Source organism: Bacillus sp. TSO22, assembly GCF_020223595.1.
In the GTDB taxonomy this organism is placed as follows: Bacteria; Bacillota; Bacilli; order Bacillales; family Bacillaceae; genus Bacillus; species Bacillus inaquosorum.
This window is the reverse complement of the sequence record NZ_JAHAWO010000015.1, coordinates 77,238-100,648: the sequence shown is the minus strand read 5'-3', so window position 1 is coordinate 100,648 and position 23,411 is coordinate 77,238. Positions and strand designations below refer to the sequence as shown.

Below are 23,411 nucleotides of genomic sequence, written 5' to 3'. Positions count from 1 at the left end.
AGCTCTCCTTATACGGGAGAGCTTGTTTTCATCATTTTAAATGTAAGTGGTCTAACGTTCTGTAAGCCATGTTTTGTTCCGTCGTACTGCAAACGGCTCATCACCTCGTACTCAGGCGGCAATCATCTATCTACAGAAAGCATTCTGTCCTTCTCTCCGTTGAATTCCGTCAAGAAGGTTCCCCTACCAAAATTTGGGTTTCTCGCTCGAGGGGTTTACCGCGTTCCACTCTCACCATTTCTAGTGAGACTTCGTCACTGTGGCACTTTCAAGGATACTCAGCCATATCCAAAGGACGTAGGCTTTTTTCCTGCCGTCAGCCTTTCATGGCTGCCCTAGCTTATGACTTCGCTAGGCACGAACACTACGGGCATCTCAGCACCGTGCGAGCATGGACTTTCCTCTACAGATTCAAGATCTGCAGCGATTACCCGAACGTTAAGAACATGAATTATTATATAACAACTGATTGCAATTTACAAGCGCCATTTTTTTCAAGCCCGATCAATCATAAAGCTTGCTGCCAAACACGTGTTTTTCTAAGTTAGACAGCCGTTTTAAAATATCAAAGTTGGTTGTGTTAGATTGCACAGGCTGTTTTTTGCTGGCTTCTTCAAGCTGCTTTTTCAGCTGCAGATTTTCCTGCTGCAGTTCTTCGATTTCTTGATGGAAGGTTTCATAATCCTTAATAATCATATCTAAAAATTTGTCAACGTCTTCTTGCTTGTAGCCTCTAACGCCTGTTTTAAATTCTTTTTCCAAAATTTCTTTCGCAGAAAGCTTTACTTTATCAGCAAGCATCTTTTTCACCTCGTATCGTGAATCATCACCTTATATTTTTTCAGAAATCTGTACGGTTGTCAAATTTCTCTTTCTTTGTTACAAGTAGCTGTCTTCCTCTACCGTCACTCTCAGATCATCCATTGTAATAAAGTAGATGGGATAGCCATCCTGTTCGCGCCTTTTTTCCGCTGTCCCAAGCATATACTTAGGGGAGCCTTCCTTTTCCGGGTCATATAAAAGCAGAAGCCCATCGGACTTATCAATGAAGAACTGATTTTTTTGTTTAAATTGAAGCGGGCTTTCATACGGACGGCGAGTCAGGCTTGCTTCATAGTCTGCCTGAGCCAGAACTGCTTCATACAGTTCCTTATTCGGTTCTTTCCAGTTCTTTTCCTGCTCGTAAAATGGCGTGATGACAGCTACCTTTAAGTCAGGGTATTCTTCCTGCAAATCATATGCAGCTTCGGCCGCCCATAGTTCCGTCCCAAGCTGACCTGAAATTAAAATCCATTCTAATCCTTCATCCAAAAAAGCAATCAGCCGGTTCTTAATGGCTTTTTTTATGTAATACAGCGCCTTGTCATCCTGTTTAAATATCCCGAGTTCAAACGGTTTATAGCCCGTTATTGCCAATACTTTCATCATTTCACCTGCTTTAAAAAATGGGGCTCCCGTTGGGCCCCATTTGATGTGCTGCATTGTTTACACCATCAAGCTGCACGTTTTCCATACTAGTAGTCGCAGCAAGGTTTTCCTGCTTGAAAATGCTGATGCGTAGCCGGATCAACATTTGAGAAAGTGTGTGGAAAGTAGTGAACGTGCTGAAAATGCTGGTGGTTTACGTTTGTTGTATGCTGTGGATGAATGTGCGGCACGATAGTCTTCGAAAACGTATGGTGTTCACAGCAATGAGTAGGATGGACAATTGGCGCCACCATATGCGGTCTGCAGTGATGCATGATAAAATCCCCTTTCCATAAACTTTATTACAATACTAAGCTATGAAAAATTAGGGGTACATGTTCTAATACAAAGACCTATTTTAAAAGTGTGCAATTAAGCTGTCTTTAAAGTTTGAAAACACAAAAGCAATCAAAAATACCACAACAAAGAACAAGTAAAAAACACCCTTATACATACCAACTCTCCCTTTAAAAATAACTAACGTCATTTTACAGGATTCGCCGCTATTCTACAACAAAATCGATGTGAATTCAGCAAAAAAAATTCATGGCGAAACAAGTCGTCTTTTGCGCTTTCCCGGGGAATATTTAAGAGGAATATTTCCTTTTCAGCCGGGTGATTCTCACATGCAGTTTTTCTGTTTCTTTTTCTGATAAGAATGCCACATCGCTAAGTAATTGTTCAGTTATATGCAATGCTTTCCCGAACGCTTTTTCCTTATGCTCAAAATATTTCGCAAGCTCTATCACAGCATCATATCTGCACTTCTGATTTTGGGAGCGGGACAGCTTTTCCCAAAGCGGCACTGCTTCTGCCAACCGGTTTTGTTTCTTGTACAGGAGCGATAAATCGAGCAGCGCTCTGTCCTGATCCTCAAACGGCTTTTCTTTAAGCGTTTCAAGCTGTTTGACCGCCTGATCCGTTTCTTTATGGGCCATAAACCATTTCGCCATTGCATAAGCTTCACTGTACTCTTTTGGCGCATGTGATTCTGAAAGAATTTTTTTAGACATATGAATGTACAATGAAATGAGCGATAGCACATCCATTTCATTATGATGCAGGACACCTTTTAGAAGATCCGGCTCTTGCGCCTTGATAAAATGAAAGTAAAGCATTGGCGCCAAATAGCCCGGTGTATCTTCTTGTCTGCGGATGCCGAGCTCCTCTTTTTCAACCGTGCCAAGTGATACACGGTCCATTTTGTGTTTCCACAGGCGTCTTGCCCCATGCAGAAGGTCAAAGTGGCCGAACTCCGGGAGCTTAGGAAGTCTGTCGCGGATCAATGTGTGCCTTGTTTTCACCTGCGGCCAATCAAAGGCTTTTCCGTTGTACGTAACAAGTGATGTAATGTCAACCTCGCTTAAAAAGCTTTGATACAAGGCGACTTCATTCCCCGGTTTGGGCAAAAGATGCTGTTTGACTGTCACTCGGTCTTCATATACTCTCGCATGACCAAGCAAAAAAATAGTATTTCCGGCTCCGCCTCCAAGACCGGTTGTTTCTGTATCAAAGAAAAAGAGACTGTTTTTCTTATACCCTTTTGCTGACAATGTATGCGACAGGCTGCTTTGATTCCACAATGTGATCACTTCATCAAGCTGAGAAAAACTGTACAACCCATGGCGGTGAGAAAGCGGATATTCTACTTCCCTGGTGAGGCAGTATTCATCTTCGAAGAAAAAAGGCTTCATGCCAAAAGCCTCCCACTCTTCTAAAAACGGAATTTCAGCATGGTTTTCAACGCGTTTGTTTTCTTGTTTACCCGCTTCTATTTTATGTTCCCCTTCATCAAGCATCATATGCTTTTTCATTCGCTGAAGTTTCCCTTTTAATGACATATCTGACCTCCCTCCTTACGACATTTGATCCAACAGCTGCAAAATTCTTTCCTTTGCTTTTATCCCGTCTATTTCGGTACCTATACAAGACGGACAGCCGTCATGGCAGGGACATTGTTTAATCAGCTGTTTCGCAGCTTCATTAATATCTGCAAATCGTTTGAAGACTTCCTCCGCCAAACCGATACCGCCCGGATAATGATCATATAAAAATATGGTCGGCAATCCGGTATGGGCTGCTTTGATTTGAGAAACGACATGCACATCGTTTCGGTCACACATGATATACACAGGAACAATATGCTGCAGCACATTCGAAATGCCAAGAAGCAGCTGTTCCAGCGTCTTTTCCCCGATGTCTTCGTCTGCTGTTTTGATTTCGAGCCAAGCTGCACTTGTATGCAGTTCTTCTTCCGGCAAATGAATAGGACCAGAGCCAATATTTTCGAAAGTGGTCATTTTTATTTTTTTAAAAATGGTCGGCAGGGCATTGACAGTGACGTCACCATAGTGCAGTGACGTACGGCTGTTTTCTGTCGTTTTATCAACTTCTAATACTTTTAGCTGAACTGCCAGGTTGGCATCCGTATAATATTCAACATCGACTTTCCTGACATAAGCCTTTTTATGGTCCCAATCGAGCTTCTCTACTTGGTATTGGACCCCTTCATGCAAATAAATCGCTTCATCATGCAAAAGCGTCATCGCGCTAAATCGATCCATTTCACCGATTATCCTTACATTTGCAATATCTGACTGATCAACAATGACGACATTTTCTTGTGATGCGGAGCGCAAACTGATATTTGAAGCAGGGAACGATTCACTTGCCCAATGATACCGTTCGCCATTGCGGTGAAGAACAGCCTCTTCCTGAAGGTACTCAAGAATGTCACTGACATCCATCGGTCCAAACTCTTCATCAGCTCTAAAAGGAAGCTCATAAGCCGCACACTTTAAGTGGTCTACTAAAATAATCAAATTCTCAGGATTGATTCTTGCAGATTCCGGCGAACGGTTAAAGAAGTATTCTGGATGGCGCACAATATATTGGTCAATCGGCGTTGAATTGGCGACCATGATAATCAAAGACTCACCGTGTCTTCTGCCGGCTCGTCCCGCCTGCTGCCATGCACTTGCCACACTTCCAGGATAACCCGTCATCACACACACTTGCAGCTGTCCGATATCAACACCAAGCTCTAAGGCATTCGTACTGACAACTCCTAAAATCTCGCCTTCTCTTAACCCTCTTTCGATTTCTCTCCGCTCTTTCGGAAGATAGCCTCCCCGATAGCCTCTGATTGACTTTGTCCCGATCTCTTTTTTCACAAGCTCTTGAATATGGCTTAAAATAATTTCCACCCGGACTCTGCTTCTGGCAAAAACAATGGTCTGCACTTTGTTTTTCAGAAACTCTTTCGCCAGTTCATTCACTTCTGCTGTTGCACTCTTTCTGATATTCAGCGGTTTGTTCACAATTGGCGGATTATAAAACACAAAGTGCTTCCGTCCGCTCGGGGCACCGTTGTCATCGACCAGACGCATCGGTTTGCCCGTCAGCTGCTCCCCCAACTCCTTCGGGTTGGCAATCGTAGCGGAAGTGCAAATAAAAATTGGATCACTTCCGTAAAACCGGCAGATACGCTTCAGCCGCCGGATCACATTCGCCACATGGCTCCCGAAAACACCGCGATACGTATGAAGCTCATCGATGACGATATACTTAAGGTTTTCAAACAAACTGACCCATTTCGTATGATGCGGAAGAATGGCAGAATGCAGCATATCGGGGTTTGTAATGACAATATGACCTGCTTTTCTCACTTTTTGTCTGATTGCCGGAGACGTATCCCCGTCATATGTAAAGCTTTTAATATCAATGCCCATTTCATCAATGATTTCATTTAGCTCGCTCTTTTGGTCCTGTGCCAGCGCTTTAGTCGGAAATAAATATAGCGCCCGGTTTGTTTCGTCTTGGGCGATGGACTGCAGGACTGGGAGGTTATAGCATAACGTTTTTCCTGATGCGGTTGGCGTTACGGTAACGATGCTCTCTCCTTTTTGCACACATTGAAAAGCGGAATATTGGTGGGTATATAGTTCATCAATGCCCCTATTCGAAAGGGCTGTCTTTATTCTCTCGTCTATACTTTCAGGCATCGGCCTTGTTCTTGCTTCACGAGGCTCAATTTCATGCCAATTCACAACGTTTTCATTTCCTTTTAACTCAGAAATGAGCTCAGTTAGTGATTTCTTTTTCATTCTTTACACCTCTTTGTCAAATACAGTTTACCGAATATTTGTTTGCATGGCTAGGTGCAAATTTTATACAATCAAACAAAAAAGCAAGGCATACGCCCTGCTTATTTCGCTTTTATTGTGAGGAGCTTTGTTTCACCTTTATGCGCAGCTTTTTCGCCTGCCGGCACAATTGATCCTACAGCTTCACCATTCATTATAACGATCGGGATGACTGTACTGCTCGCTTTTTCTTTTATTGATTCCAAATCACACGTAATCAGCGGGTCACCGACCTTCACTTTGTCCCCTTCTTTAATGTGGGCAGTAAACCCTTCTCCGTTCATATTGACCGTTTCCAGCCCGACATGAATTAACAGTTCTATTCCCGAGCGAGTCCGAATGCCAACGGCGTGTTTGGTGTGGAAAATCTGAATCACTTCACCTTCAGCAGGTGAAACGATTTCACCGTTTGAGGGTTCCACCGCTATTCCTTCACCCATCATTTTCTGTGAAAAAACAGGGTCCGGCACATCCGTCAAGTCCATTACCGTACCGTCTGCCGGAGAATAAATAACCTCTTCTGTCACTTTTTCCTGAGTTTTGCCCATTCCGAATAATTTTTTCAGCAATGTGTTTTCTCCCTTCTCATTCACTTCAACCGCTATCCCTTCATTCATCACTATTTAACCACACTTTCAATTTTGCTTCAATTTATAACAACATCTGGCACAGGCGCATATTCTGGTTAAAAAAGGCGGTGGCAGATTTGGAATTCTTTGATGACAAAAAGAACGAACTGCAAAAGAAAGAAGAAATCATTACACAGGCAATAGACCATCTTTTTCAATCCTCAGCGTTCGGCAACCTTTTAAACGGATTTCAGAACCTGATCAACTCGAGTTTAAAGGATGTGCAGACGACCATACAGCTCAGAGAAAGAGATACAGGGCTGTATGTCGATATCACGATTCCGTCGACGTTTCGAGACGGCGACATCGTCGTTGATATTAAATCTAGGTATCTTCATGTCACACTTCAAGAAAAACAGCAACAGCAATATGAGGCCACTTTGACAACCATGACGAGAACGGTGCAGCTGCCTTATGAAGTTCGCCAAGAAGATATGGAAACATCTTGGAACGAGCAGACAATGACGCTTTTCTTTCCAAAAAATAAGCATGAATGAGCGATTCATTCATGCTTCTATCATTTGAAAAAGCTAGTAAATCCCTTTATTAAAGATCCGACTTGATTCATTGCACTCATCACTTGACCTGTCGTATCCATCATTTTATTAAAATCAAACTGCCCATTGGCTTTTTTGAACTGCGACATAATACTTTGAAATTGTGAGGGCTGCTGCTGATTTGGCCTTGGGATTGGATAAGGGTTGGTAAATACAGGCGGCTGCATTGGCATAGAATGGATCGGAGCATACGGCTGATAATAATCCTGCTGCCCATAATGCTGCTGCGGCAAGTATTGCCCAGGTGCAGCCTGCTGATAATACCCCTGCATTTGTTGAGGATAATAATAGCCCATTTGCCGAGGATAGCTTTGAGAACTCCAGTTCATTGCGATTCCCCCCAAACTCAACATGTTTCTCTTCTATATATGTATGAATGAAGTCTATTGTTTGTGTCACAGGTCCTGATCCGTGTTTGTCAAATTGTGTCGAAAGTTTAAATTTTTTAAAAACAGAAAAAAGTCGAATCATTGTGGTACCATTTCTTCAATACAGATGAGAGGGGATGCACCATAATGAACGTATCATACTTAAGCAAACGTTTTGCAGAAATGAAGAAATATGAAACAGACTGTATGAATAAACTGATGGACTTTGCCAAGTTCCTCTATATTCAAGGACATCTCAGCACAACTGAGTTTCGTAACAGTATGAAGGTTCTCGAAGCAAATGGAGCAGAAAGTCCGGCATATGAGCTGAATTAACGTCCGGCCCCCTATAACAAACGAAAAGAAGACAGCCTTTACCGGCTGTCTTCTCTTGCAATTTCATCCTTTACTGCGTGCAATGTGTAAAGGACTGACTCAGTGATATCCTTGAATCGTTTTTTATGAATATGATGAACATATGATTGAAGGACCAATTCCTGAAAATTATCCTTTGCGGTCTCGATCTGCTCTCTATGCACATATTTCGGGCGGCGGGCTTTTATCAGTTCAAGCGCCCCTTGCGCCCAGCGAGCTGCCAGAACATCATTCTCTTCAACTGCTGGCTTTATCGTCTCAAAAAAATCATAAGAAAGATCACTGTCTTTTCCTTCCTGATATCGATCAGCGCCTTTTTCAGCAGCTTCAATCATTTGCTCGGTCATTTCCAGCAATGTTTGTGATTGCAACACCCTTCACCTCAATGCATATCGTACCAAATTTTGCTCGCAAATTCAGCCGATGCGGTATACCTTTTCAAATGCATACCTGTGTTCAGGCGAGTGATACAGCTCATTTATACAAATATGAAGGTCCATGATTTCTTCTTCCAGCACACTCAGGCGCTCGTTTTCCGTTTCCCGCATCTCAGCCTCAAATGCATTTAAAGAATAATTCAGGCTCTGCTCAGCTCGGGTTAATTCGTCTTCTATATCAGAAAGCATACGGAGAATATCTGTCTTGCTTACGTAACCGGACATTCGTGTACCTCCCTTTCCTCGTCTCTCCTGGTTAACATTCTTTGCTCTTCAGGCTCTTTCCTTCCTCATGACAAAACTAGAAGCAAATCGCCAAACAAACACGTATTCCACGAAAAGCTGAAGTTTTCGACAAAAACACCCGCAAAAATTGTATGATCCTCTCCCTTAATGCAAACGATACTTGTGAGGAGGTGCCGTATGAAAACAAGACCGAAAAAAGCCGGCCAACAAAAAAAGACTGAATCAAAAGCAATCGATTCTTTAGATAAAAAACTAGGCGGCCCGAACCGCCCTTCTACGTAAGAAGCAAGGATATCCCTTGCTTCTTTATTTTTTCAGCCAATGCTGCACCGCAAAAAGCGCATGAAGCTGGCGTTTTTTATGTAAATACCATTCTGTCAATTCAATCTGCTTCGGTAATTCCTCCCGCCTAAAGAACGTTTTCTTTATCTTTCCATGAAACCAATCTGTTTTCTTTCCGTCTAATGAGTGGATTAACTCAGGGTAGCATGTCCTTAGCATAGGAGATGTTCTTTTTGTAATCCCGATCATTTTTTCCATATCAAAACGGGAGCCTGTATGCGGCACTGTGTGCAGAAAGTGATAAAAAGAGGAGAACAATTCCGGACTGAACAGCAATTGAGACAGCTGCTTTCCCAGTCTTATCCTTTCCTCTGTCTTTGAGAAACGTTTCACTGAAATGCCGTAAAGAAACCCGTCTGCAGCTGGAAAAATAACGGTGTTGAAATGAAACCAGTCACTTAAATAAAAAGGAATCGTGTCAAAAACGTTCTTTTTAAACGAAGGATTTTGTATAATAGGTGTTTGGATAGTGTTTTGTTCATTTATAATGAGGGCATACATCAGCCGCTCCGTGTTTCGCTCATGCCAAAAACGGGCCCATTCTTCCGTCATAAATTGTGAGACGCCAAACACATGCAGATGATGAAACAGCGGTTTCCCGATTTTTTTTGACCAGTGATACAAAAGAAGCTGCGGATAGGCATCGGAAAAAATGAGCCAGTTCGCTCTTTCATAGGCTAAAAAGAACCACCTTTGCTGTCTCTCACGGAGTCCGAGCTGAAACAGACTGCCTTTTAAGTCAGTCATTGACCAGCCGGCATTGCGAGAAACAAAAGATGCCAAGAGCGACCATTTGATTTCCGGATGACGGTCATAAAATGATTTATACGCGTTCGTTCTTGAAATGTTATCTGCGTTTTTTGCTTTTGTCTGCCGCTCAATTCGGCTCAAAAGCTTTCTGATGGTCTGTTGTTCTTGCACGTTCATTCACTTCCGTCATGAATAGTTTAATAAGGAGGATGAGAAAGTGATTCGGTATCCTAACGGAAAAACGTTTCAGCCGAAACATTCGGTTTCATCCCAAAACAGTCAGAAAAGGGCCCCGTCTTACAGTAATCGCGGAATGACCCTCGAAGATGACTTAAACGAAACGAATAAGTATTATCTGACAAACCAAATTGCCGTCATACACAAAAAGCCGACACCTGTTCAAATTGTAAATGTCCATTATCCAAAAAGAAGCGCCGCAGTGATTAAAGAAGCTTACTTTAAACAATCATCGACAACAGATTATAACGGGATTTACAAAGGGCGATATATTGATTTTGAGGCGAAAGAAACGAAAAACAAGACCTCTTTCCCCCTGCAGAATTTCCATGACCATCAAATCGAGCATATGAAGCAGGTAAAGGCTCAAGACGGTATTTGTTTTGTTATTATATCCGCTTTCGACCAGGTTTATTTCTTGGAAGCCGATAAGCTGTTTTATTTCTGGGACAGAAAAGAAAAAAACGGCAGAAAATCAATTCGTAAAGATGAGTTAGAGGAAGCGGCGTATCCGATTTCTCTTGGATACGCACCTAGAATTGATTATATTAGTATTATTGAACAGCTTTATTTTTCGCCTTCATCTAGTGCGAAAGGTTGATTAACGAAAGGTTGAGATGTTTATGTCAGATCAATTTAACAGCCGTGAAGCTCGACGAAAAGCGAACAGCAAATCGAGTCCTTCACCGAAAAAAGGCAAGAAACGAAAAAAAGGCGGATTGTTTAAAAAGACTCTTTTCACTTTACTCATTCTGTTTGTTTTAGGCATAGTCGGCGGTGCCGTTACATTTGCCGTCATGGTTTCAGATGCGCCATCACTAGACGAAAGCAAATTGAAGACGCCTTATTCATCAACAATATACGATAAAAATGGAAAAGAAATCGCTGAAGTCGGTGCCGAAAAACGGACCTACGTCTCGATAGATGAAATTCCCGATGTTGTAAAAGAAGCCTTTATCGCGACAGAGGACGCGCGTTTTTATGAGCACCACGGGATTGATCCTGTCCGTATCGGAGGCGCCTTAGTTGCCAACTTTAAAGACGGCTTCGGAGCTGAAGGCGGAAGTACGATCACCCAGCAGGTCGTCAAGAACTCCCTTCTTTCACATCAGAAGACACTGAAACGGAAGGTACAGGAAGTATGGCTTTCAATTCAGCTGGAGCGCAATTACTCTAAAGATGAAATTTTAGAAATGTATTTAAACCGGATTTATTTTTCTCCTAGAGCATACGGAATCGGAAAAGCGGCGGAAGAATTTTTCGGCGTCACAGATTTAAGCAAATTGACTGTAGAACAAGCTGCGACACTTGCGGGTATGCCGCAAAGCCCGACAGCGTACAATCCCGTTAAAAACCCGGATAAAGCGGAAAAAAGACGGAACATCGTACTCAGTCTGATGAAAAAGCAAGGATTTATTTCTGATTCTCAATATAACAAAGCGAAAAATGTAGCAATGAAAGACGAAGGCGTTGTGTCACAGAAGGAATATGAAAAAGCAAGTTCAAACAAATACAGCGCGTTTGTTGAAGAAGTCATGAAAGAAATTGATGAAAAATCTGATGTCGATCCATCCGCTGACGGATTAAAGATTTATACGACATTAGATACAAAAGCACAAGACAAACTAGATGAATTAATGGACGGAGACACTGTCGGATTTACTGAAGGCATGCAGGGCGGCGTTACACTTCTCGATACAAAAACCGGAGAAGTCCGCGCGATTGGCGCCGGAAGAGATTCTGCAGTTGGCGGCTACAATTACGCGACCCAAGCTCAACGACAGCCTGGTTCTACCATTAAACCTATTCTCGACTACGGTCCGGTTATTGAAAATAAAAAATGGTCTACTTACGAGCAAATAGACGACTCGGCTTACACGTATTCAGATGGAACACCTATCCGTGACTTTGACCGCTCGTATAAAGGACTCATGTCTATGCGTGAAGCACTTGCCCAATCTCGTAACATTCCGGCTTTAAAAGCATTCCAAGCAGTTGGAAAAGATACGGCAGTAGACTTTGCTAATGGACTTGGACTGGGATTAAATAAAGATACTGTCTATGAATCCTACTCTATTGGAGGATTCGGAAAAGGCAATGTTGGTGTCTCTTCACTGACAATGGCTGGAGCATACAGCGCGTTCGGAAATAATGGAACATATAATGAACCGCATTTTGTAAAGTCTATCGAATTTAACGATGGCACGAAGCTTGACTTAACACCAAAATCAAAGTCAGCCATGAGCGATTATACGGCGTTTATGATTACAGATATGCTAAAAACAGCTGTTAATACAGGTACTGGGAAGCTTGCACAAGTACCTGGTGTGGAAGTAGCAGGAAAAACAGGAACGACTAACTTTGAAGAAAGTGAAATCCAAAGGTACAATATCGCAAGCGACGGCGCTCGAGATTCCTGGTTCGTCGGCTACACACCGCAATATACGGCAGCCGTCTGGACGGGGATGGAAGAAAACGAAGCTGGAAAGAAATCTCTTTCAACTGAAGAGCAAAAAGTTGCCAAGCGCATCTTCGCCCAACTCATCGCCGATGTCGATGACGGAAGCGGATCATTCGAGAAGCCTGACAGCGTAGTGGAAGCCACTGTAGAAAAAGGCTCTAACCCTGCAAAACTGGCAGGACCTAATACGCCAAGCGATAAAAAGCTCACAGAGTACTTTGTAAAAGGCACAGCTCCTTCTACTGTTTCTAAAACATATGAGAAAGAAGAAAAAGAAGAAACAGAAAAACTGTCTGGTTTAAGTGTAAAATATGATAAAGACAATCAATCATTGACATTAAGCTGGAATTACGACGGAGATGCGACCTTTGCTGTTAAGCAATCTGTTGATGGCGGCAGCTACTCAGAAATTCAAAACAGCTCTGCAAAAGAGGCAGTCATTTCAGGCGTGCAGCCAGGATCTGTATACAAATTCGAAGTGACAGCCGTCAGTGATGATGGCAAAAGTACAGCTTCCACATCCTATGAAGTGCCGAAAGCTGAAGACGACGAAGATAAAGAAGATCAGCAACAAACGGATGATGAAAATCAAGATGATGAGAAGACTCAGGATGACACACAAACTGACGATTCTCAAACAGATGACAGCCAGACGGATCAAGATCAGACAGATGATTCAACAAACGATCAAGACAAAAAACAAGACAACACGAACACCAATCCGTCCGACAACAGTAACCAAGACCAATCTAACGATAACAGCAACAACAATAGCAACAATCAGGATACGTCGGATGATAATTCGAACCCAGATACAAATGATTCATCAGGTTCTGATCCAAATAAAAACAAAACAGACACTACCGACAAAACACAAACGAACTCATCATCAACAACTGAAAAAACAAATTAAACAAAAAGCCATCACCTTTAGGTGATGGCTTTTTTCTTTTAGAAAAAACCTCCCCTTTCAAGGGGAGGTTTTTATCGATTCATCGCATGATATTTATAAAAATGCTTCTTCATTTCAGTAAACAGCTCATCAAGCTGAATAAAGCAATGGTATTGAGTCGGCTTCAGGAGAATAAACTCCACCCGTTCAGCCCAATTGATCGGCTTTGCGGGAAATGATTTCTTCGTCAGTTCTAACCAATCGAGCGACTTCACCCGCTCGCCTGCTGTCCAGTGAAACGAAGCCAGCAAACACACAATGCCCTTTAGCATTTCGTTTTGGTCACATCTCGATTTTCGTGTTTGAAAGACTGGGAGAAGTGATGCTTTGATGTCATCCCACACTTCAAATAAATGCGGAACGTACTTGCCGCTGTCCTCCCATGGCAAAACGCCTTCAGATTTAGTGCAATAATCAAAATACAGGGGATTGATCCGCAAGGCTTCTTTCATATCCGAGAAGCTCAGCTGGCTGAGACTGCGCAAGTCTTTTTCATAGGAAGCCAACACTTCTTTTGCTTGCGTCATCGTTTCACCAGTCCTTTTTTATCTCTCTTTTGCCCTTCCCTGCATAGAGAAAGCAGCGGACATTCCGCACAGCGCGGAGACTGCGCCTTACAATGATATCTGCCGAAGAAAATAAGCCGGTGATGCGTAACGGACCAGTCTTCTTTTGGCACTTTGCGCATCAGCGTCTTTTCAACTTCCAGCACCGAGTCCTTCCACCGGCAGATTCCCAAACGCTTGCTGACTCTCTCCACATGGGTATCCACGGCGATGGCCGGCACGCCAAAGGCAACGGATACCACGACGTTGGCGGTCTTTCTTCCGACACCTGGCAGTTTGACAAGCTCATCACGGTCTCTGGGCACTTCTCCGCCGTAATCTTCAATAATCATTTTGCTCAGTTTTTGGATATTTTTCGCTTTATTACGGTACAAACCGATTGATTTAATATCCTGCTGAAGCTCTTCCAGCGAAACAGCCAAATAGTCTTCCGGCCGTTTATATTTTTGAAATAATGTTTTGGTCACTCTGTTTACAAGTGCATCTGTACATTGCGCAGATAAAGCGACTGCCACCACTAATTCAAAAGGATTGGAATGAACCAGTTCACACTCCGCGTGGGGAAACATGTCGCCTATTTTGTCTAAACAGAATTCAATTTGTTTTAGATTTAACACGATTGTCACCTTTTCACTTTATTGTTCAAGCCAATTGTAAAAAGGAACCTGCCTTTTATACTCTTTTTGCGGTTCATTCTGCTTTGCTTGTACCCGCCGGAATTTTTGGCTGTGGATTTTTGCCTGCTCCACAGTTTTCAGCCCGTTTTTCTTCCACTCAAACAAAATCCGGTCAATGTAGCGGAAACTGAGTTTTCCTGATAGTACAGCCTCTTTTAACGCGTGTTTAATCAGCTGTGCGTCATGCTGGTCCTGGTCCTGCCAGATAGCCAGTGTTTCACACTCTAAAGGTGATAGCGGTCTGGCGAACTCTTCCTCAAAAATGGTATAAAGGCTTTTTTGTTCCCCTTCTGCTTTTCTTTCCTGTGTTTGATTCTGTGCAAGCTGTATAAACTCGTACAGCTTCCCCCATAAAGGCTGAAGCGAATACTTCTCAAATTTGATGCCGTTTTGGTCTTCGCATTCTTCAATGAACAGAAAACCTTTTTGAATAAACATCCGTAATCTGTTTGTGCATTCCTCAACAGAAATTGACATACCTTCCTGCAGCTGATTCGGTGTAGGAAAATAAGATCCTTTTTCTAAATGCATTTTAATTTTCAGCAGCAGAATAAGTTCTGTTTCATTAAGCCCGAGCTGTTTATAATGCGTGAGCAGAAGATTGGGAATTGTTGACGTCCCCTGTTCCTGCATATCAATAAATTGATGTTTTTTCATCGTTACACCTCTTACTGTAAAGGATCGTGATATCCCCTTTACTGTAAAAAGTCTCCCTTGCAGGAGACTCTTTTTTTGTTTCATTTGAATGTATTACGGATACAGACGGTTTAATAGTCTTGGGAACGGAATGGTTTCACGAACGTGAGGCGCTCCGCTGATCCAAGCTACTGTCCGCTCTAATCCAAGGCCGAAGCCGGAATGAGGAACTGATCCATATTTTCTAAGTTCAGCATACCATTTATACGCGTCAGAATCCAGTCCATGTTCTTTAAGACGCGCTTCCAAAAGTTCCATATCGTGAATCCGTTCAGATCCGCCGATAATTTCTCCATAGCCTTCCGGCGCAATCAGGTCAGCGCAAAGCACGACATCCTCGCGGTCAGAAGCCGGCTGCATATAAAACGGTTTTAAGGAAGTCGGGTAGCGAGTGATGAAAACCGGTTTGTCATAGTGTTCGGCAATCGCTGTTTCATGAGGCGCTCCGAAGTCGTCTCCCCACTCGATATCGTCAAAGCCTTTTTCTTTCAGAAAATCAATCGCTTCATCATACGTAATTCTTGGGAACGGAGCTTTGATTTGCTCAAGTTTTGACGTGTCTCTTCCTAATGTGTTTAATTCAATTTTGCAATTCTTAAGAACAGATTGCACAATGAAAGAAACGTAATTTTCCTGTACTTGAAGGTTTTCTTCAAATTCTACAAACGCCATTTCCGGTTCGATCATCCAGAATTCGATCAAGTGACGCTTTGTTTTAGACTTTTCCGCTCTGAATGTCGGCCCGAATGAGAATACTTTTCCTAAAGCCATTGCCGCTGCTTCCATGTAGAGCTGACCGCTTTGAGACAGGTAAGCATCTTCATCAAAGTATTTTGTCGCAAAGAGCTCTGTTGTTCCTTCAGGTGCGCTTCCAGTCAGAATCGGCGGATCCACTTTTACGAAGCCTTCGTTATTAAAGAATTCGTAAGTCGCGCGAATGATTTCATTACGGATTTTCATGATCGCATGCTGGCGTTTTGAACGCAGCCATAAATGTCTGTGATCCATCAAGAATTCCGTACCGTGTTCTTTTGGCGTAATTGGATAATCAGTAGCTTCGTGAATGACTTCAATACCTGTCACAGCTAGTTCATAACCAAGCGGAGAACGCTCGTCCTCTTTGACAATCCCTTTTATATAGAGTGACGTTTCCTGCGTCACTGATTTAGCTGTTTGGAAAATGCTTTCTTCCACTTCCGCTTTTACTACGACACCTTGAATAAAGCCAGTACCGTCCCGCAGCTGTAAAAATGCGATTTTCCCGCTTGAACGCTTATTAGCGACCCAAGCTCCGATCGTTACTTCCTCACCTACGTGCTTGTACACCTGGTTGATTGTTGTTTTCAACATATTTCCCTCCAAAACAAGAAAGACATTCGGAAGCTCATTGCCCCGAACTCTATTATCATCACTTTATTATACCCGCTCTTAACTAACCGGGTCAATGCAGATAAAAAGCGGCTTTTCTGTCAGCCGCTTTTTGATCTGTTAGCTATGTTTTTCTACAAATCGTTTGATTCTTTCAACTGCTTTTTCAAGAAGTTCTAACGATGTTGCGTAAGAAAGACGGACATTATCAGGAGAGCCGAATCCGGATCCAGGAACAATCGCAACTTTTTCTTCCTCAAGAAGCGCTTTAACAAATTCATCTACATCTTTGAAACCGCAAGATTGAGCTGCTTCTTTTGCATTCGGGAACAAGTAAAAAGCGCCTTCCGGCTTCACACAGCTGAACCCAGGGATTTCTATGAGCTTTACATAGATTGTGTTTAATCTATGTTCAAATGCTTCTCTCATTTCTTCCAGCGGCTCAGAAGGCCCGTTATAGGCAGCAATTGCTCCGTACTGGGCGATTGATGTCGGGTTTGACGTGCTGTGGCTTGCTAGGTTAGTCATTGCTTTAATAATGTCTTCAGACCCAGCCGCATAACCGATTCTCCAGCCCGTCATACTGTGTGACTTCGACACGCCGTTAATAATAACCGTTTGCTCTTTCAGTCTGTCAGACAGCTGTGCTATGGAAACGTGTTTCTTTCCGCCGTATGTAAGTTTTTCATAAATTTCGTCAGACACAATCAGGATGTCATGTTCAAGGCACACTTCACCAAGCGCAGACAGCTCTTCTTCCGTATACATGACACCAGTCGGGTTGCTTGGAGAGTTAATGACGATCGCTTTTGTTTTTTCTGTGATCGCATTTTTCAGCTGTTCAGGAGAAATTTTGAAATGATTTTCCTCAAGCCCTTCTACATAAACAGGATTTCCGCCAGCGAGTTTCACCTGCTCTGGATAGCTTACCCAGTAAGGCGTTGGAATAATGACTTCATCTCCTTCATCCAGAATCACTTGGAAAAGGGTGTACAGAGCATGTTTGGCACCAGTGCAGACAATAATTTGAGACGGTTTGTATTCAATATTCTGGTCACGTTTAAATTTCTCTGCAATGCTGTTTTTTAGTTCAGCCAGACCACCTGATGGCGTGTACTTCGTATGGCCTTCGTTCATTGAACGCACAGCCGCATCAATAATGTGCTGCGGTGTATTGAAGTCTGGTTCGCCGGCCCCTAGGCCGATGACATCATGGCCTGCCGCTTTCAGTTCTTTCGCTTTTGCTGTGATTGCCAGTGTGGTAGATGGTGTTAATGCGGATACTCTTTTTGCCAGTTTCAACTTGAACTCCCCCTAATTCGTCTTAAGGCGTGATATTTTTGAGAATCTTTCCAGTTGTAAAGTCCACATAACTTAAACTGTATTGACCTTCTTTGTCTAAGTACGTTACTTCCCAAAGCAGGACATTTCCTTCCCTTGCCAGGTGAACCTCTTTTTGCTTTGAAACCAGCCCTTCATCCTGTATGATTTTCGCCGCTTTGTCTTCCGAGATTCCCTCTTTTGCTTCTTTTGAGAGAATTTTTGCTTTTTTATCAGCAGGAACCCAGACATATAATTTGCTGCCTTTTTTGTCCGTTCCCTTTACGACATAATATTTTTCTTTTCCGACAAATGTTTCGACTTGATCAACGCTGGTGAGATCGGTTTCTTTTTTAGCTTCAGCAGCTGCTGCTTCGTGCCCCTCTTCCTTTTGTGCCATGGCCGATTTATAAATGTTTGCCGAGACAAGAAGTACTGCTAAAAAAATAATACCAAAAATGACGGTAAATATTAATGCTTTTTTTCTCATCTTCTCACCTACGTACGATAAATGGTAAAAACGGCTTGGTTTTTGTTTTCTTCATCCAGCGCAAGGCCGAACATCAGATTGTCTCTTTTCAGTGTCCGATTCAGTGTGTCTACAATTTTATACAGGTCATCAGAATGCTCTACATTAATTGTTGAAAGAATTTCGATTTTGCTTTCCATTATTTCATCCTCCAGTTTGAACAAATATTGTTAGTCATACTCCATTTCAGGACACGCCATACTAGTATCACAGAGCGGCAAAACCGCTTTTAAATAAAACACCATCCTACTCCCACACCGGAAAGCCGCTTTATGCGGCTTTTATTCATTTTTCCCTGCAACATAAGCCTCAAGCTCGCTGTCAGTCATTTCAGATACGGAGGTTGTCGGCAGGGCATCAAGAAACAGCCGGCCGTAACCAGCCGTTTTAATCCGTCTGTCCAAAATGACAATCGTCCCTTTGTCCCCCGCTGTCCGCAGCAAACGGCCGATTCCTTGCCTAAAGGTCAGCACAGCTTCCGGAAGTGATACTGTTTGAAACGGATTCAGCCCTTTTTTACGGGCAAGCTCACATTTCGCAGCATGAAGCGGATGATCAGGGGACCGGAATGGAAGCCTCACGATCATTACTGTTGTCAGCTCATCACCAGGGAAATCAACGCCTTCCCAAAAGTGATTTGTGCCAAGCAGGATCGCCTGATTGGATGTTTTAAAAGTTTTCATCAGCTTGCCGGGACTTCCGCCTGTAATTCCTTGTGCCAAGAGCTGAATTCCGGAAGCACTTATCGCTTGCTTAAGCACCTGATGAACCTTTTTCAGCATATCATGGGATGTAAACAGCACAAGGATTTTGGGCTGTTTTTCCTTTGCCATTAGCTCGATATAACGGGCCGTATCCTGTATAAATTCAATTTGCCCCGTATCTTGAATTGATTTCATTTCTTTTGGAATCATCACACGCATGCGCTCATCGTAAGAAAAAGGCGACTCAATTCTCATGGTCCGCGGGAAAAAGTCACCCAGTCCCAGTCGTTCAATCATAAATTGAAAAGAACCTTCGACAGTAAGAGTTGCAGATGTTAGCACCACACTATTTTTGCGCGCGAAAAACTGATCAGCCAGAAGTTCACCAGGTTCAAGCGGCTGTGCGTAAATGGCCACCGCATTTTTTGCTCCCTTTGCGTCTATTTCAATCCAAACCGCTTCATCGTCATCAGACTCAAAGAACAGCTTCTGCAACGTTTGACAGTAACGCTGCAAACCTTTCATGCTTCTTTGATATTCATCGGCTAAAAAGACGGTTTTGTTCTTCATACTAGTGAGGTGTTTTTCCATCAGGGCAGACTGTGCCTCAAAAAGCTGCTGCAAATGTGTCAGCATGGAACAAAGCCTCTCCGCTCCATCCGTTAAAATCGGCCAGCTTTTATCTTGGCTTTCTTTGTTCACCTTAAAGACTAGACGGTTTAAGTCTTCTTTAGGTTTTCTTCGTTTGACAAAAGAATGCACAGAGCTGAAGAAAGCATCACTTTCTGCTTGAATGTGCTGAATCCACTCTTCCAATTCGAAAAATGAATCAACCGGCAGGCTGTTTCGCTGAAATAGCTGTCTCATCTTTTTTAGAAGTCCCTGCTCCTTCAGAGTGCCGATTCTGCTCAATTTAGAATGCAATTCTATGTACGTGGCTCTTTTGCCTAAATGTTCGCTTGCAGCCCGTTCAAAATGATGTGCTTCATCGATAATAAATGTACCGCTTTCCGGTAGCCTTTTTTTCCGGCTGCCTTCATCGGTCAGCAAAAGGGAGTGGTTGGTGATCACCAAATCGGAACGCATGGCAATCTGTTTGGCCCGCTCATAAAAGCCGGTCACACTCTCATTGCGACTTCTTTTGTAGGAGTCATCGTCATAAGCCAATCTGTCCCACAGCAATTTTCCGCCTGAAGGCAAATTCAGTTCAGCTACATCTCCTGTGTTTGTCTCTGTCAGCCAAACGAGGAGCTGTGCCTTTGTCAATACGGCATCATAATTATCATCGTCTTCATGAAGAACCTGCTCGAATTTATACAGGCATAAATAATGCGATTGCCCTTTTAAAATTGCCGCTGTTACCGGAAATGGAAACAGGTCTTGGACAATCGGCAAATCCTTTGTCAAAATCTGCTGCTGCAAAAGAGTTGAATACGTGCTGATAATAACCGGCTTTTTTGATTTCTTGGCAAAAAGCGCAGCCGGAATAAGGTATCCAATCGTTTTTCCAATTCCCGGAGGAGCTTCAATCAGCGCATGCTCACGATTAGCAAACGCTTCAGCCACCTCTTTCATCATCATCATTTGGCCGTCTCTTTTTTCATACCCAGGCATTAACTCAGACAGCGCTTTTTCATTTCCCGCTTCCCAATTTTCGATCTCAAATGAGAAGTTCCCGTCTTCATTGACACGTCCATCGATAGATTCAGGTTCTCTGACAGAAAAGGAAGAAAAGCGCGCATAGCCCGTTATTTCGGTATGTCTGTTTTCATAAATGAACATATCCAACAAATGCGTCAGATCACTGATAAAATGCTGCGAAAGCCTTCTTAACTGTTTTAACGTCGGATAAGGAAGCTGCCGCAGCTTTTCAAGGATTTCCAAAAAAATAAGCCCTGTGACTTCAGCGTCGCTGTCAGCCCGATGCGGCTGATCGTGCCGCAGTTGAAGCTCCTCGCTTAATTCGGTCAGCTTATATCCCTCAAACCCCGGAAAAACAATCCGGGAGAGCTCGACAGTATCCAGCACTTCACAATCCGGAAGTTGAAAGCCCGCCTTATGTAACTCATACTTGACAAATCCAAGGTCGAAATGGATATTGTGGGCGACAAAATAAGCGCCGTCAAGCAAATGGAACACTTCTTCAGCCACAGCTTCAAATGGCTGTTCATGCTCTACCATTTGATTAGAGATTCCAGTAAGCTGCTCAATAAAAGCAGGAATGGATTTATTTGGATTAATGTATTTTGAAAACCGCTCAGTAATTTGTCCATTTTCGATTACAACCGCTGCGATTTGTATGATTTTATCGCCTTTCTTCGGCGAATTCCCTGTTGTTTCTACATCTATAACAACGAACCGTTGCTTATTCATTAAAATGGACACCTCAATTCTTGCATACGACAAAAGTGTAACACGTTTTGTACGGAAATGGAGCGGCAAAACCGTTTTACTCTCAAAATCTTAAAAGAAAACCCCCGATAAAGGGGGCTTTTCTTCTACAAAATTGTGTGGGCTGGTTCATTCCCCAGCATTTGTTCAATTTTGTTTTGATCATTCAGAACAGCCACTTTCGGCTGGTGGCTTGCCGCTTCTTGATCAGACATCATTTTGTAGGAAATAATAATGACCTTATCGCCTTCCTGCACAAGGCGTGCGGCTGCACCGTTTAAGCAGATGACGCCGCTTCCGCGTTTACCAGGAATAATATACGTTTCCAGACGTGCTCCATTATTATTATTTACAATTTGCACTTTTTCATTAGGAAGCATTCCCACTGCATCAATGAGGTCTTCATCAATTGTAATGCTTCCCACATAGTTTAGGTTTGCTTCCGTAACGGTTGCCCTGTGAAGCTTTCCGCTCATCATCGTGCGATACATATTATATTCTCTCCATTTCTCGAATATCAATAATGATATTATCTATTAAACGCGCTTTTGAAAAAGCAACTGCAACAGCCAGAATCATCTTTCCTTCAATGTTGTTCACAGGCTCGAGTTCCGGATAGGAATAAAGCTCCACATAGTCAATGATGCCGCTTGTCGTTTCAATGATTTCTTTCGCAGCTTTTATCACCGCTTCAGGATCTCTTTCACCGGCTCTGATCAGCTCCGCACTTGTTTGAAGTGCCTGATAGAGCTTAGGCGCTTCTTTTCTTTCCTCAGCTGTTAAGTATACATTACGGGAGCTTTTGGCTAAGCCGTCTTCCTCTCTGACCGTATCGACAGCAACCAATTCAATATTCATGAAGAAATCGCTGATTAAGCCATCAACAACAGCCACCTGCTGTGCATCCTTTAAACCGAAATAGGCGCGGGTCGGCTGCACAAGGTTGAACAGCTTCGTCAGTACGATTGCAACCCCGTCAAAATGTCCTTCTCTTGAGCGACCGCATAAAACATCTGTGCGTCTTTCAACGTGAATTGTGACATTCTTTTCACCAGGATACATGTCATGAGCATCAGGCGTAAAAAGAATATCGACTCCGGCGTTTTCTGCAAGGGCCGCATCCCGCTCAATATTGCGCGGATATGCTTCAAAATCTTCATTAGGACCGAATTGCGCAGGATTCACAAAGATACTCATAACGACGGCGTCATTTTCTTGTCTTGCTTTGTCTGCCAAGGTTAAATGCCCCTCATGCAAAAACCCCATCGTCGGAACAAATCCGACTGACTTCCCCTCTGATTGATATTGTCTTATGGCTTCTTTCAGCTGTGAAATATCTGTAATCTGTCTCATCTTATTTTCCTCCATACAAGCCGTCAAGCACTGTCTGGTTCATTTGAAAGGAATGCTTTTGTTCAGGGAAAGCACGATGTCTTACATCATGGACATATCCGCTGATTGCTGTTTCGATTGTTTCGTCAATTCGCGTATATTGTTTTACAAATTTAGGTGTTCTCTCAACACCGTGGCCGATAATATCATGATAAACGAGAACTTGTCCGTCCGCTTTCACACCAGCCCCGATTCCGATGACCGGTATGCTTAGCATCTCGGCAATTTTGGCTGTGAGTTCTGCAGGAACACATTCCAGTACAAGCATCATAGCTCCTGCTTCTTCGCATTTTATACTGTCTTCTATTAATTTTTTAGCGCTTTGTTCGTCTTTGCCCTGTACTTTATATCCGCCCAATACACCGACTGACTGCGGTGTCAGGCCTAAGTGACTGACTACCGGAATGCCTCCGAGCGTCAATGCGCGAATGGATTCAAACACGCCTTCTCCGCCCTCAAGCTTCAGCGCGTCAGCTCCGCTTTCCTGAACGATCGCCGCCGCATTTTTCAGCGTATCTTCCTTAGACAGGTGATAAGACATAAACGGCATATCCGTTACGATAAATGTATTCGGCGCGCCCCTTTTAACCGCTTTTGTATGATGGATCATGTCCGCAACTGTCACACCGACAGTTGAATCAAGGCCGAGGACGACCATTCCGAGTGAATCACCGACTAAAATCATGTCGACTCCCGCTTGTTCAGCCAGCTTAGCCGCTGGATAATCATAAGCGGTCAGCATCACAATCGGTTCTTCAGACTCCTTCATTTTTAGAAAATCCAATTTTGTTTTCATGTTTTC

At 43.1% G+C, this 23,411-nt stretch carries 27 protein-coding genes and 1 other RNA gene; 5 read left to right on the top strand and 23 right to left on the bottom strand.

Annotated elements, in window-relative coordinates; genetic code table 11:
• Positions 1-57: 57 nt before the first annotated feature.
• The 8 genes from rnpB to KHQ79_RS20035 form a co-directional block, all read right to left on the bottom strand.
• Positions 58-439, bottom strand: an RNA gene (gene rnpB / locus KHQ79_RS20070) — RNase P RNA component class B.
• Between the two features lie 65 nt (positions 440-504).
• Positions 505-801, bottom strand: a complete 297-nt coding sequence (gene gpsB, locus KHQ79_RS20065; RefSeq protein WP_003225629.1) for a cell division regulator GpsB — start codon at positions 799-801, stop codon at positions 505-507.
• A 78-nt stretch (positions 802-879) separates the two neighbouring features.
• Positions 880-1,425 (bottom strand): SLOG family protein, encoded by a 546-nt coding sequence (locus KHQ79_RS20060; protein WP_225516685.1) that lies wholly within the window; start codon positions 1,423-1,425, stop codon positions 880-882.
• A gap of 89 nt (positions 1,426-1,514) precedes the next feature.
• Positions 1,515-1,742, bottom strand: coding sequence for a spore coat protein CotD (gene cotD / locus KHQ79_RS20055; RefSeq protein ID WP_080010830.1), 228 nt, complete (start codon positions 1,740-1,742; stop codon positions 1,515-1,517).
• 83 nt (positions 1,743-1,825) lie between these two features.
• Positions 1,826-1,954: a hypothetical protein gene (locus KHQ79_RS20050; RefSeq protein WP_003230707.1), complete on the bottom strand. Its 129-nt coding sequence runs from the start codon at positions 1,952-1,954 to the stop codon at positions 1,826-1,828.
• Positions 1,955-2,054: 100 nt separating this feature from the next.
• Positions 2,055-3,308, bottom strand: coding sequence for a ribonuclease H-like domain-containing protein (locus KHQ79_RS20045; protein WP_225516682.1), 1,254 nt, complete (start codon positions 3,306-3,308; stop codon positions 2,055-2,057).
• A 15-nt stretch (positions 3,309-3,323) separates the two neighbouring features.
• The gene (gene mrfA / locus KHQ79_RS20040) at positions 3,324-5,573 is read right to left on the bottom strand and encodes an ATP-dependent helicase MrfA (RefSeq protein WP_119913958.1); all 2,250 of its coding nucleotides are present in this window, start codon (positions 5,571-5,573) and stop codon (positions 3,324-3,326) included.
• Between the two features lie 101 nt (positions 5,574-5,674).
• Positions 5,675-6,181 carry a PTS sugar transporter subunit IIA gene (locus KHQ79_RS20035; protein WP_225516926.1) on the bottom strand — a complete coding sequence of 169 codons (507 nt, stop codon included), beginning with the start codon at positions 6,179-6,181 and terminating at the stop codon, positions 5,675-5,677.
• A gap of 137 nt (positions 6,182-6,318) precedes the next feature.
• Between KHQ79_RS20035 and KHQ79_RS20030 the strand changes: the two genes are divergently transcribed.
• Positions 6,319-6,738 (top strand): Hsp20/alpha crystallin family protein, encoded by a 420-nt coding sequence (locus KHQ79_RS20030; RefSeq protein ID WP_019258729.1) that lies wholly within the window; start codon positions 6,319-6,321, stop codon positions 6,736-6,738.
• Between the two features lie 20 nt (positions 6,739-6,758).
• On the opposite strand, the gene KHQ79_RS20025 is transcribed toward KHQ79_RS20030, so the two are convergent.
• Entirely contained in the window at positions 6,759-7,127 is a 369-nt protein-coding gene (locus KHQ79_RS20025) for a YppG family protein (RefSeq protein WP_004398002.1), read from the bottom strand.
• A 186-nt stretch (positions 7,128-7,313) separates the two neighbouring features.
• Here KHQ79_RS20025 and KHQ79_RS20020 point away from each other — a divergent pair, with 186 nt between their 5' ends.
• Positions 7,314-7,502, top strand: a complete 189-nt coding sequence (locus KHQ79_RS20020; protein ID WP_003225611.1) for a YppF family protein — start codon at positions 7,314-7,316, stop codon at positions 7,500-7,502.
• Between the two features lie 38 nt (positions 7,503-7,540).
• Here KHQ79_RS20020 and KHQ79_RS20015 read toward each other — a convergent pair whose 3' ends face one another.
• Both KHQ79_RS20015 and KHQ79_RS20010 read right to left on the bottom strand, forming a co-directional pair.
• A complete protein-coding gene (locus KHQ79_RS20015) occupies positions 7,541-7,912 on the bottom strand; it encodes a YppE family protein (RefSeq protein ID WP_060398888.1) in 372 nt (123 codons plus the stop codon).
• Between the two features lie 45 nt (positions 7,913-7,957).
• Complete coding sequence (locus tag KHQ79_RS20010; RefSeq protein ID WP_004398004.1) at positions 7,958-8,203, bottom strand: DUF5446 family protein; 246 nt, start codon at positions 8,201-8,203, stop codon at positions 7,958-7,960.
• A gap of 198 nt (positions 8,204-8,401) precedes the next feature.
• On the opposite strand from KHQ79_RS20010, the gene sspM reads away from it, so the two are divergent.
• Complete coding sequence (gene sspM / locus KHQ79_RS20005; protein WP_003225606.1) at positions 8,402-8,506, top strand: acid-soluble spore protein SspM; 105 nt, start codon at positions 8,402-8,404, stop codon at positions 8,504-8,506.
• Positions 8,507-8,530: 24 nt separating this feature from the next.
• Here the strand turns inward: sspM and KHQ79_RS20000 are convergent, their stop codons facing one another.
• A complete protein-coding gene (locus KHQ79_RS20000; protein ID WP_004398006.1) occupies positions 8,531-9,493 on the bottom strand; it encodes a DUF2515 domain-containing protein in 963 nt (320 codons plus the stop codon).
• Positions 9,494-9,533: 40 nt separating this feature from the next.
• On the opposite strand from KHQ79_RS20000, the gene recU reads away from it, so the two are divergent.
• The gene (gene recU, locus KHQ79_RS19995; protein ID WP_004398007.1) at positions 9,534-10,154 is read left to right on the top strand and encodes a Holliday junction resolvase RecU; all 621 of its coding nucleotides are present in this window, start codon (positions 9,534-9,536) and stop codon (positions 10,152-10,154) included.
• 22 nt (positions 10,155-10,176) lie between these two features.
• Positions 10,177-12,927: a transglycosylase domain-containing protein gene (locus KHQ79_RS19990; RefSeq protein WP_225516681.1), complete on the top strand. Its 2,751-nt coding sequence runs from the start codon at positions 10,177-10,179 to the stop codon at positions 12,925-12,927.
• 71 nt (positions 12,928-12,998) lie between these two features.
• Here KHQ79_RS19990 and KHQ79_RS19985 read toward each other — a convergent pair whose 3' ends face one another.
• The 11 genes from KHQ79_RS19985 to panB all read right to left on the bottom strand — a co-directional run bounded on the left by KHQ79_RS19985 (position 12,999) and on the right by panB (position 23,405).
• A complete protein-coding gene (locus KHQ79_RS19985) occupies positions 12,999-13,493 on the bottom strand; it encodes a YpoC family protein (protein WP_225516680.1) in 495 nt (164 codons plus the stop codon).
• A complete protein-coding gene (gene nth, locus KHQ79_RS19980) occupies positions 13,490-14,149 on the bottom strand; it encodes an endonuclease III (RefSeq protein ID WP_003225594.1) in 660 nt (219 codons plus the stop codon). Before nth ends, KHQ79_RS19985 begins: the two co-directional genes overlap by 4 nt.
• Positions 14,150-14,167: 18 nt before the next feature.
• Positions 14,168-14,866, bottom strand: coding sequence for a DNA replication protein DnaD (gene dnaD, locus KHQ79_RS19975; RefSeq protein ID WP_004398016.1), 699 nt, complete (start codon positions 14,864-14,866; stop codon positions 14,168-14,170).
• 93 nt (positions 14,867-14,959) lie between these two features.
• Positions 14,960-16,252, bottom strand: coding sequence for an asparagine--tRNA ligase (gene asnS / locus KHQ79_RS19970; RefSeq protein ID WP_029316846.1), 1,293 nt, complete (start codon positions 16,250-16,252; stop codon positions 14,960-14,962).
• A 141-nt stretch (positions 16,253-16,393) separates the two neighbouring features.
• A complete protein-coding gene (aspB, locus tag KHQ79_RS19965) occupies positions 16,394-17,575 on the bottom strand; it encodes an aspartate transaminase AspB (RefSeq protein ID WP_225516679.1) in 1,182 nt (393 codons plus the stop codon).
• Positions 17,576-17,597: 22 nt separating this feature from the next.
• Entirely contained in the window at positions 17,598-18,083 is a 486-nt protein-coding gene (gene tseB / locus KHQ79_RS19960) for a cell wall elongation/penicillin-binding protein regulator TseB (RefSeq protein WP_133487140.1), read from the bottom strand.
• 8 nt (positions 18,084-18,091) lie between these two features.
• Positions 18,092-18,262 carry a YpmA family protein gene (locus KHQ79_RS19955; protein ID WP_003225588.1) on the bottom strand — a complete coding sequence of 57 codons (171 nt, stop codon included), beginning with the start codon at positions 18,260-18,262 and terminating at the stop codon, positions 18,092-18,094.
• Positions 18,263-18,403: 141 nt separating this feature from the next.
• Positions 18,404-21,199: an ATP-dependent DNA helicase DinG gene (dinG, locus tag KHQ79_RS19950; protein WP_225516678.1), complete on the bottom strand. Its 2,796-nt coding sequence runs from the start codon at positions 21,197-21,199 to the stop codon at positions 18,404-18,406.
• A gap of 125 nt (positions 21,200-21,324) precedes the next feature.
• On the bottom strand, positions 21,325-21,708 hold the full coding sequence (panD, locus tag KHQ79_RS19945; protein WP_019258737.1) for an aspartate 1-decarboxylase: 384 nt from the start codon (positions 21,706-21,708) through the stop codon (positions 21,325-21,327).
• A gap of 1 nt (position 21,709) precedes the next feature.
• A complete protein-coding gene (gene panC / locus KHQ79_RS19940; protein WP_225516676.1) occupies positions 21,710-22,570 on the bottom strand; it encodes a pantoate--beta-alanine ligase in 861 nt (286 codons plus the stop codon).
• Between the two features lies 1 nt (position 22,571).
• Entirely contained in the window at positions 22,572-23,405 is an 834-nt protein-coding gene (gene panB, locus KHQ79_RS19935) for a 3-methyl-2-oxobutanoate hydroxymethyltransferase (RefSeq protein WP_060398893.1), read from the bottom strand.
• Positions 23,406-23,411: the final 6 nt, after the last annotated feature.

What these genes read in the sequence shown, in the direction of transcription:
- gpsB (WP_003225629.1), bottom strand. Translation starts at nt 801, where the DNA reads ATGCTTGCTGATAAAGTAAAGCTTTCTGCGAAAGAAATTTTGGAAAAA.
- KHQ79_RS20060 (WP_225516685.1), bottom strand. Translation starts at nt 1,425, where the DNA reads ATGAAAGTATTGGCAATAACGGGCTATAAACCGTTTGAACTCGGGATA.
- cotD (WP_080010830.1), bottom strand. Translation starts at nt 1,742, where the DNA reads ATGCATCACTGCAGACCGCATATGGTGGCGCCAATTGTCCATCCTACT.
- KHQ79_RS20050 (WP_003230707.1), bottom strand. Translation starts at nt 1,954, where the DNA reads ATGACGTTAGTTATTTTTAAAGGGAGAGTTGGTATGTATAAGGGTGTT.
- KHQ79_RS20045 (WP_225516682.1), bottom strand. Translation starts at nt 3,308, where the DNA reads ATGTCATTAAAAGGGAAACTTCAGCGAATGAAAAAGCATATGATGCTT.
- mrfA (WP_119913958.1), bottom strand. Translation starts at nt 5,573, where the DNA reads ATGAAAAAGAAATCACTAACTGAGCTCATTTCTGAGTTAAAAGGAAAT.
- KHQ79_RS20025 (WP_004398002.1), bottom strand. Translation starts at nt 7,127, where the DNA reads ATGAACTGGAGTTCTCAAAGCTATCCTCGGCAAATGGGCTATTATTAT.
- KHQ79_RS20020 (WP_003225611.1), top strand. Translation starts at nt 7,314, where the DNA reads ATGAACGTATCATACTTAAGCAAACGTTTTGCAGAAATGAAGAAATAT.
- KHQ79_RS20010 (WP_004398004.1), bottom strand. Translation starts at nt 8,203, where the DNA reads ATGTCCGGTTACGTAAGCAAGACAGATATTCTCCGTATGCTTTCTGAT.
- sspM (WP_003225606.1), top strand. Translation starts at nt 8,402, where the DNA reads ATGAAAACAAGACCGAAAAAAGCCGGCCAACAAAAAAAGACTGAATCA.
- KHQ79_RS20000 (WP_004398006.1), bottom strand. Translation starts at nt 9,493, where the DNA reads ATGAACGTGCAAGAACAACAGACCATCAGAAAGCTTTTGAGCCGAATT.
- KHQ79_RS19990 (WP_225516681.1), top strand. Translation starts at nt 10,177, where the DNA reads ATGTCAGATCAATTTAACAGCCGTGAAGCTCGACGAAAAGCGAACAGC.
- KHQ79_RS19985 (WP_225516680.1), bottom strand. Translation starts at nt 13,493, where the DNA reads ATGACGCAAGCAAAAGAAGTGTTGGCTTCCTATGAAAAAGACTTGCGC.
- dnaD (WP_004398016.1), bottom strand. Translation starts at nt 14,866, where the DNA reads ATGAAAAAACATCAATTTATTGATATGCAGGAACAGGGGACGTCAACA.
- tseB (WP_133487140.1), bottom strand. Translation starts at nt 18,083, where the DNA reads ATGAGAAAAAAAGCATTAATATTTACCGTCATTTTTGGTATTATTTTT.
- KHQ79_RS19955 (WP_003225588.1), bottom strand. Translation starts at nt 18,262, where the DNA reads ATGGAAAGCAAAATCGAAATTCTTTCAACAATTAATGTAGAGCATTCT.
- dinG (WP_225516678.1), bottom strand. Translation starts at nt 21,199, where the DNA reads ATGAATAAGCAACGGTTCGTTGTTATAGATGTAGAAACAACAGGGAAT.
- panD (WP_019258737.1), bottom strand. Translation starts at nt 21,708, where the DNA reads ATGTATCGCACGATGATGAGCGGAAAGCTTCACAGGGCAACCGTTACG.
- panC (WP_225516676.1), bottom strand. Translation starts at nt 22,570, where the DNA reads ATGAGACAGATTACAGATATTTCACAGCTGAAAGAAGCCATAAGACAA.
- panB (WP_060398893.1), bottom strand. Translation starts at nt 23,405, where the DNA reads ATGAAAACAAAATTGGATTTTCTAAAAATGAAGGAGTCTGAAGAACCG.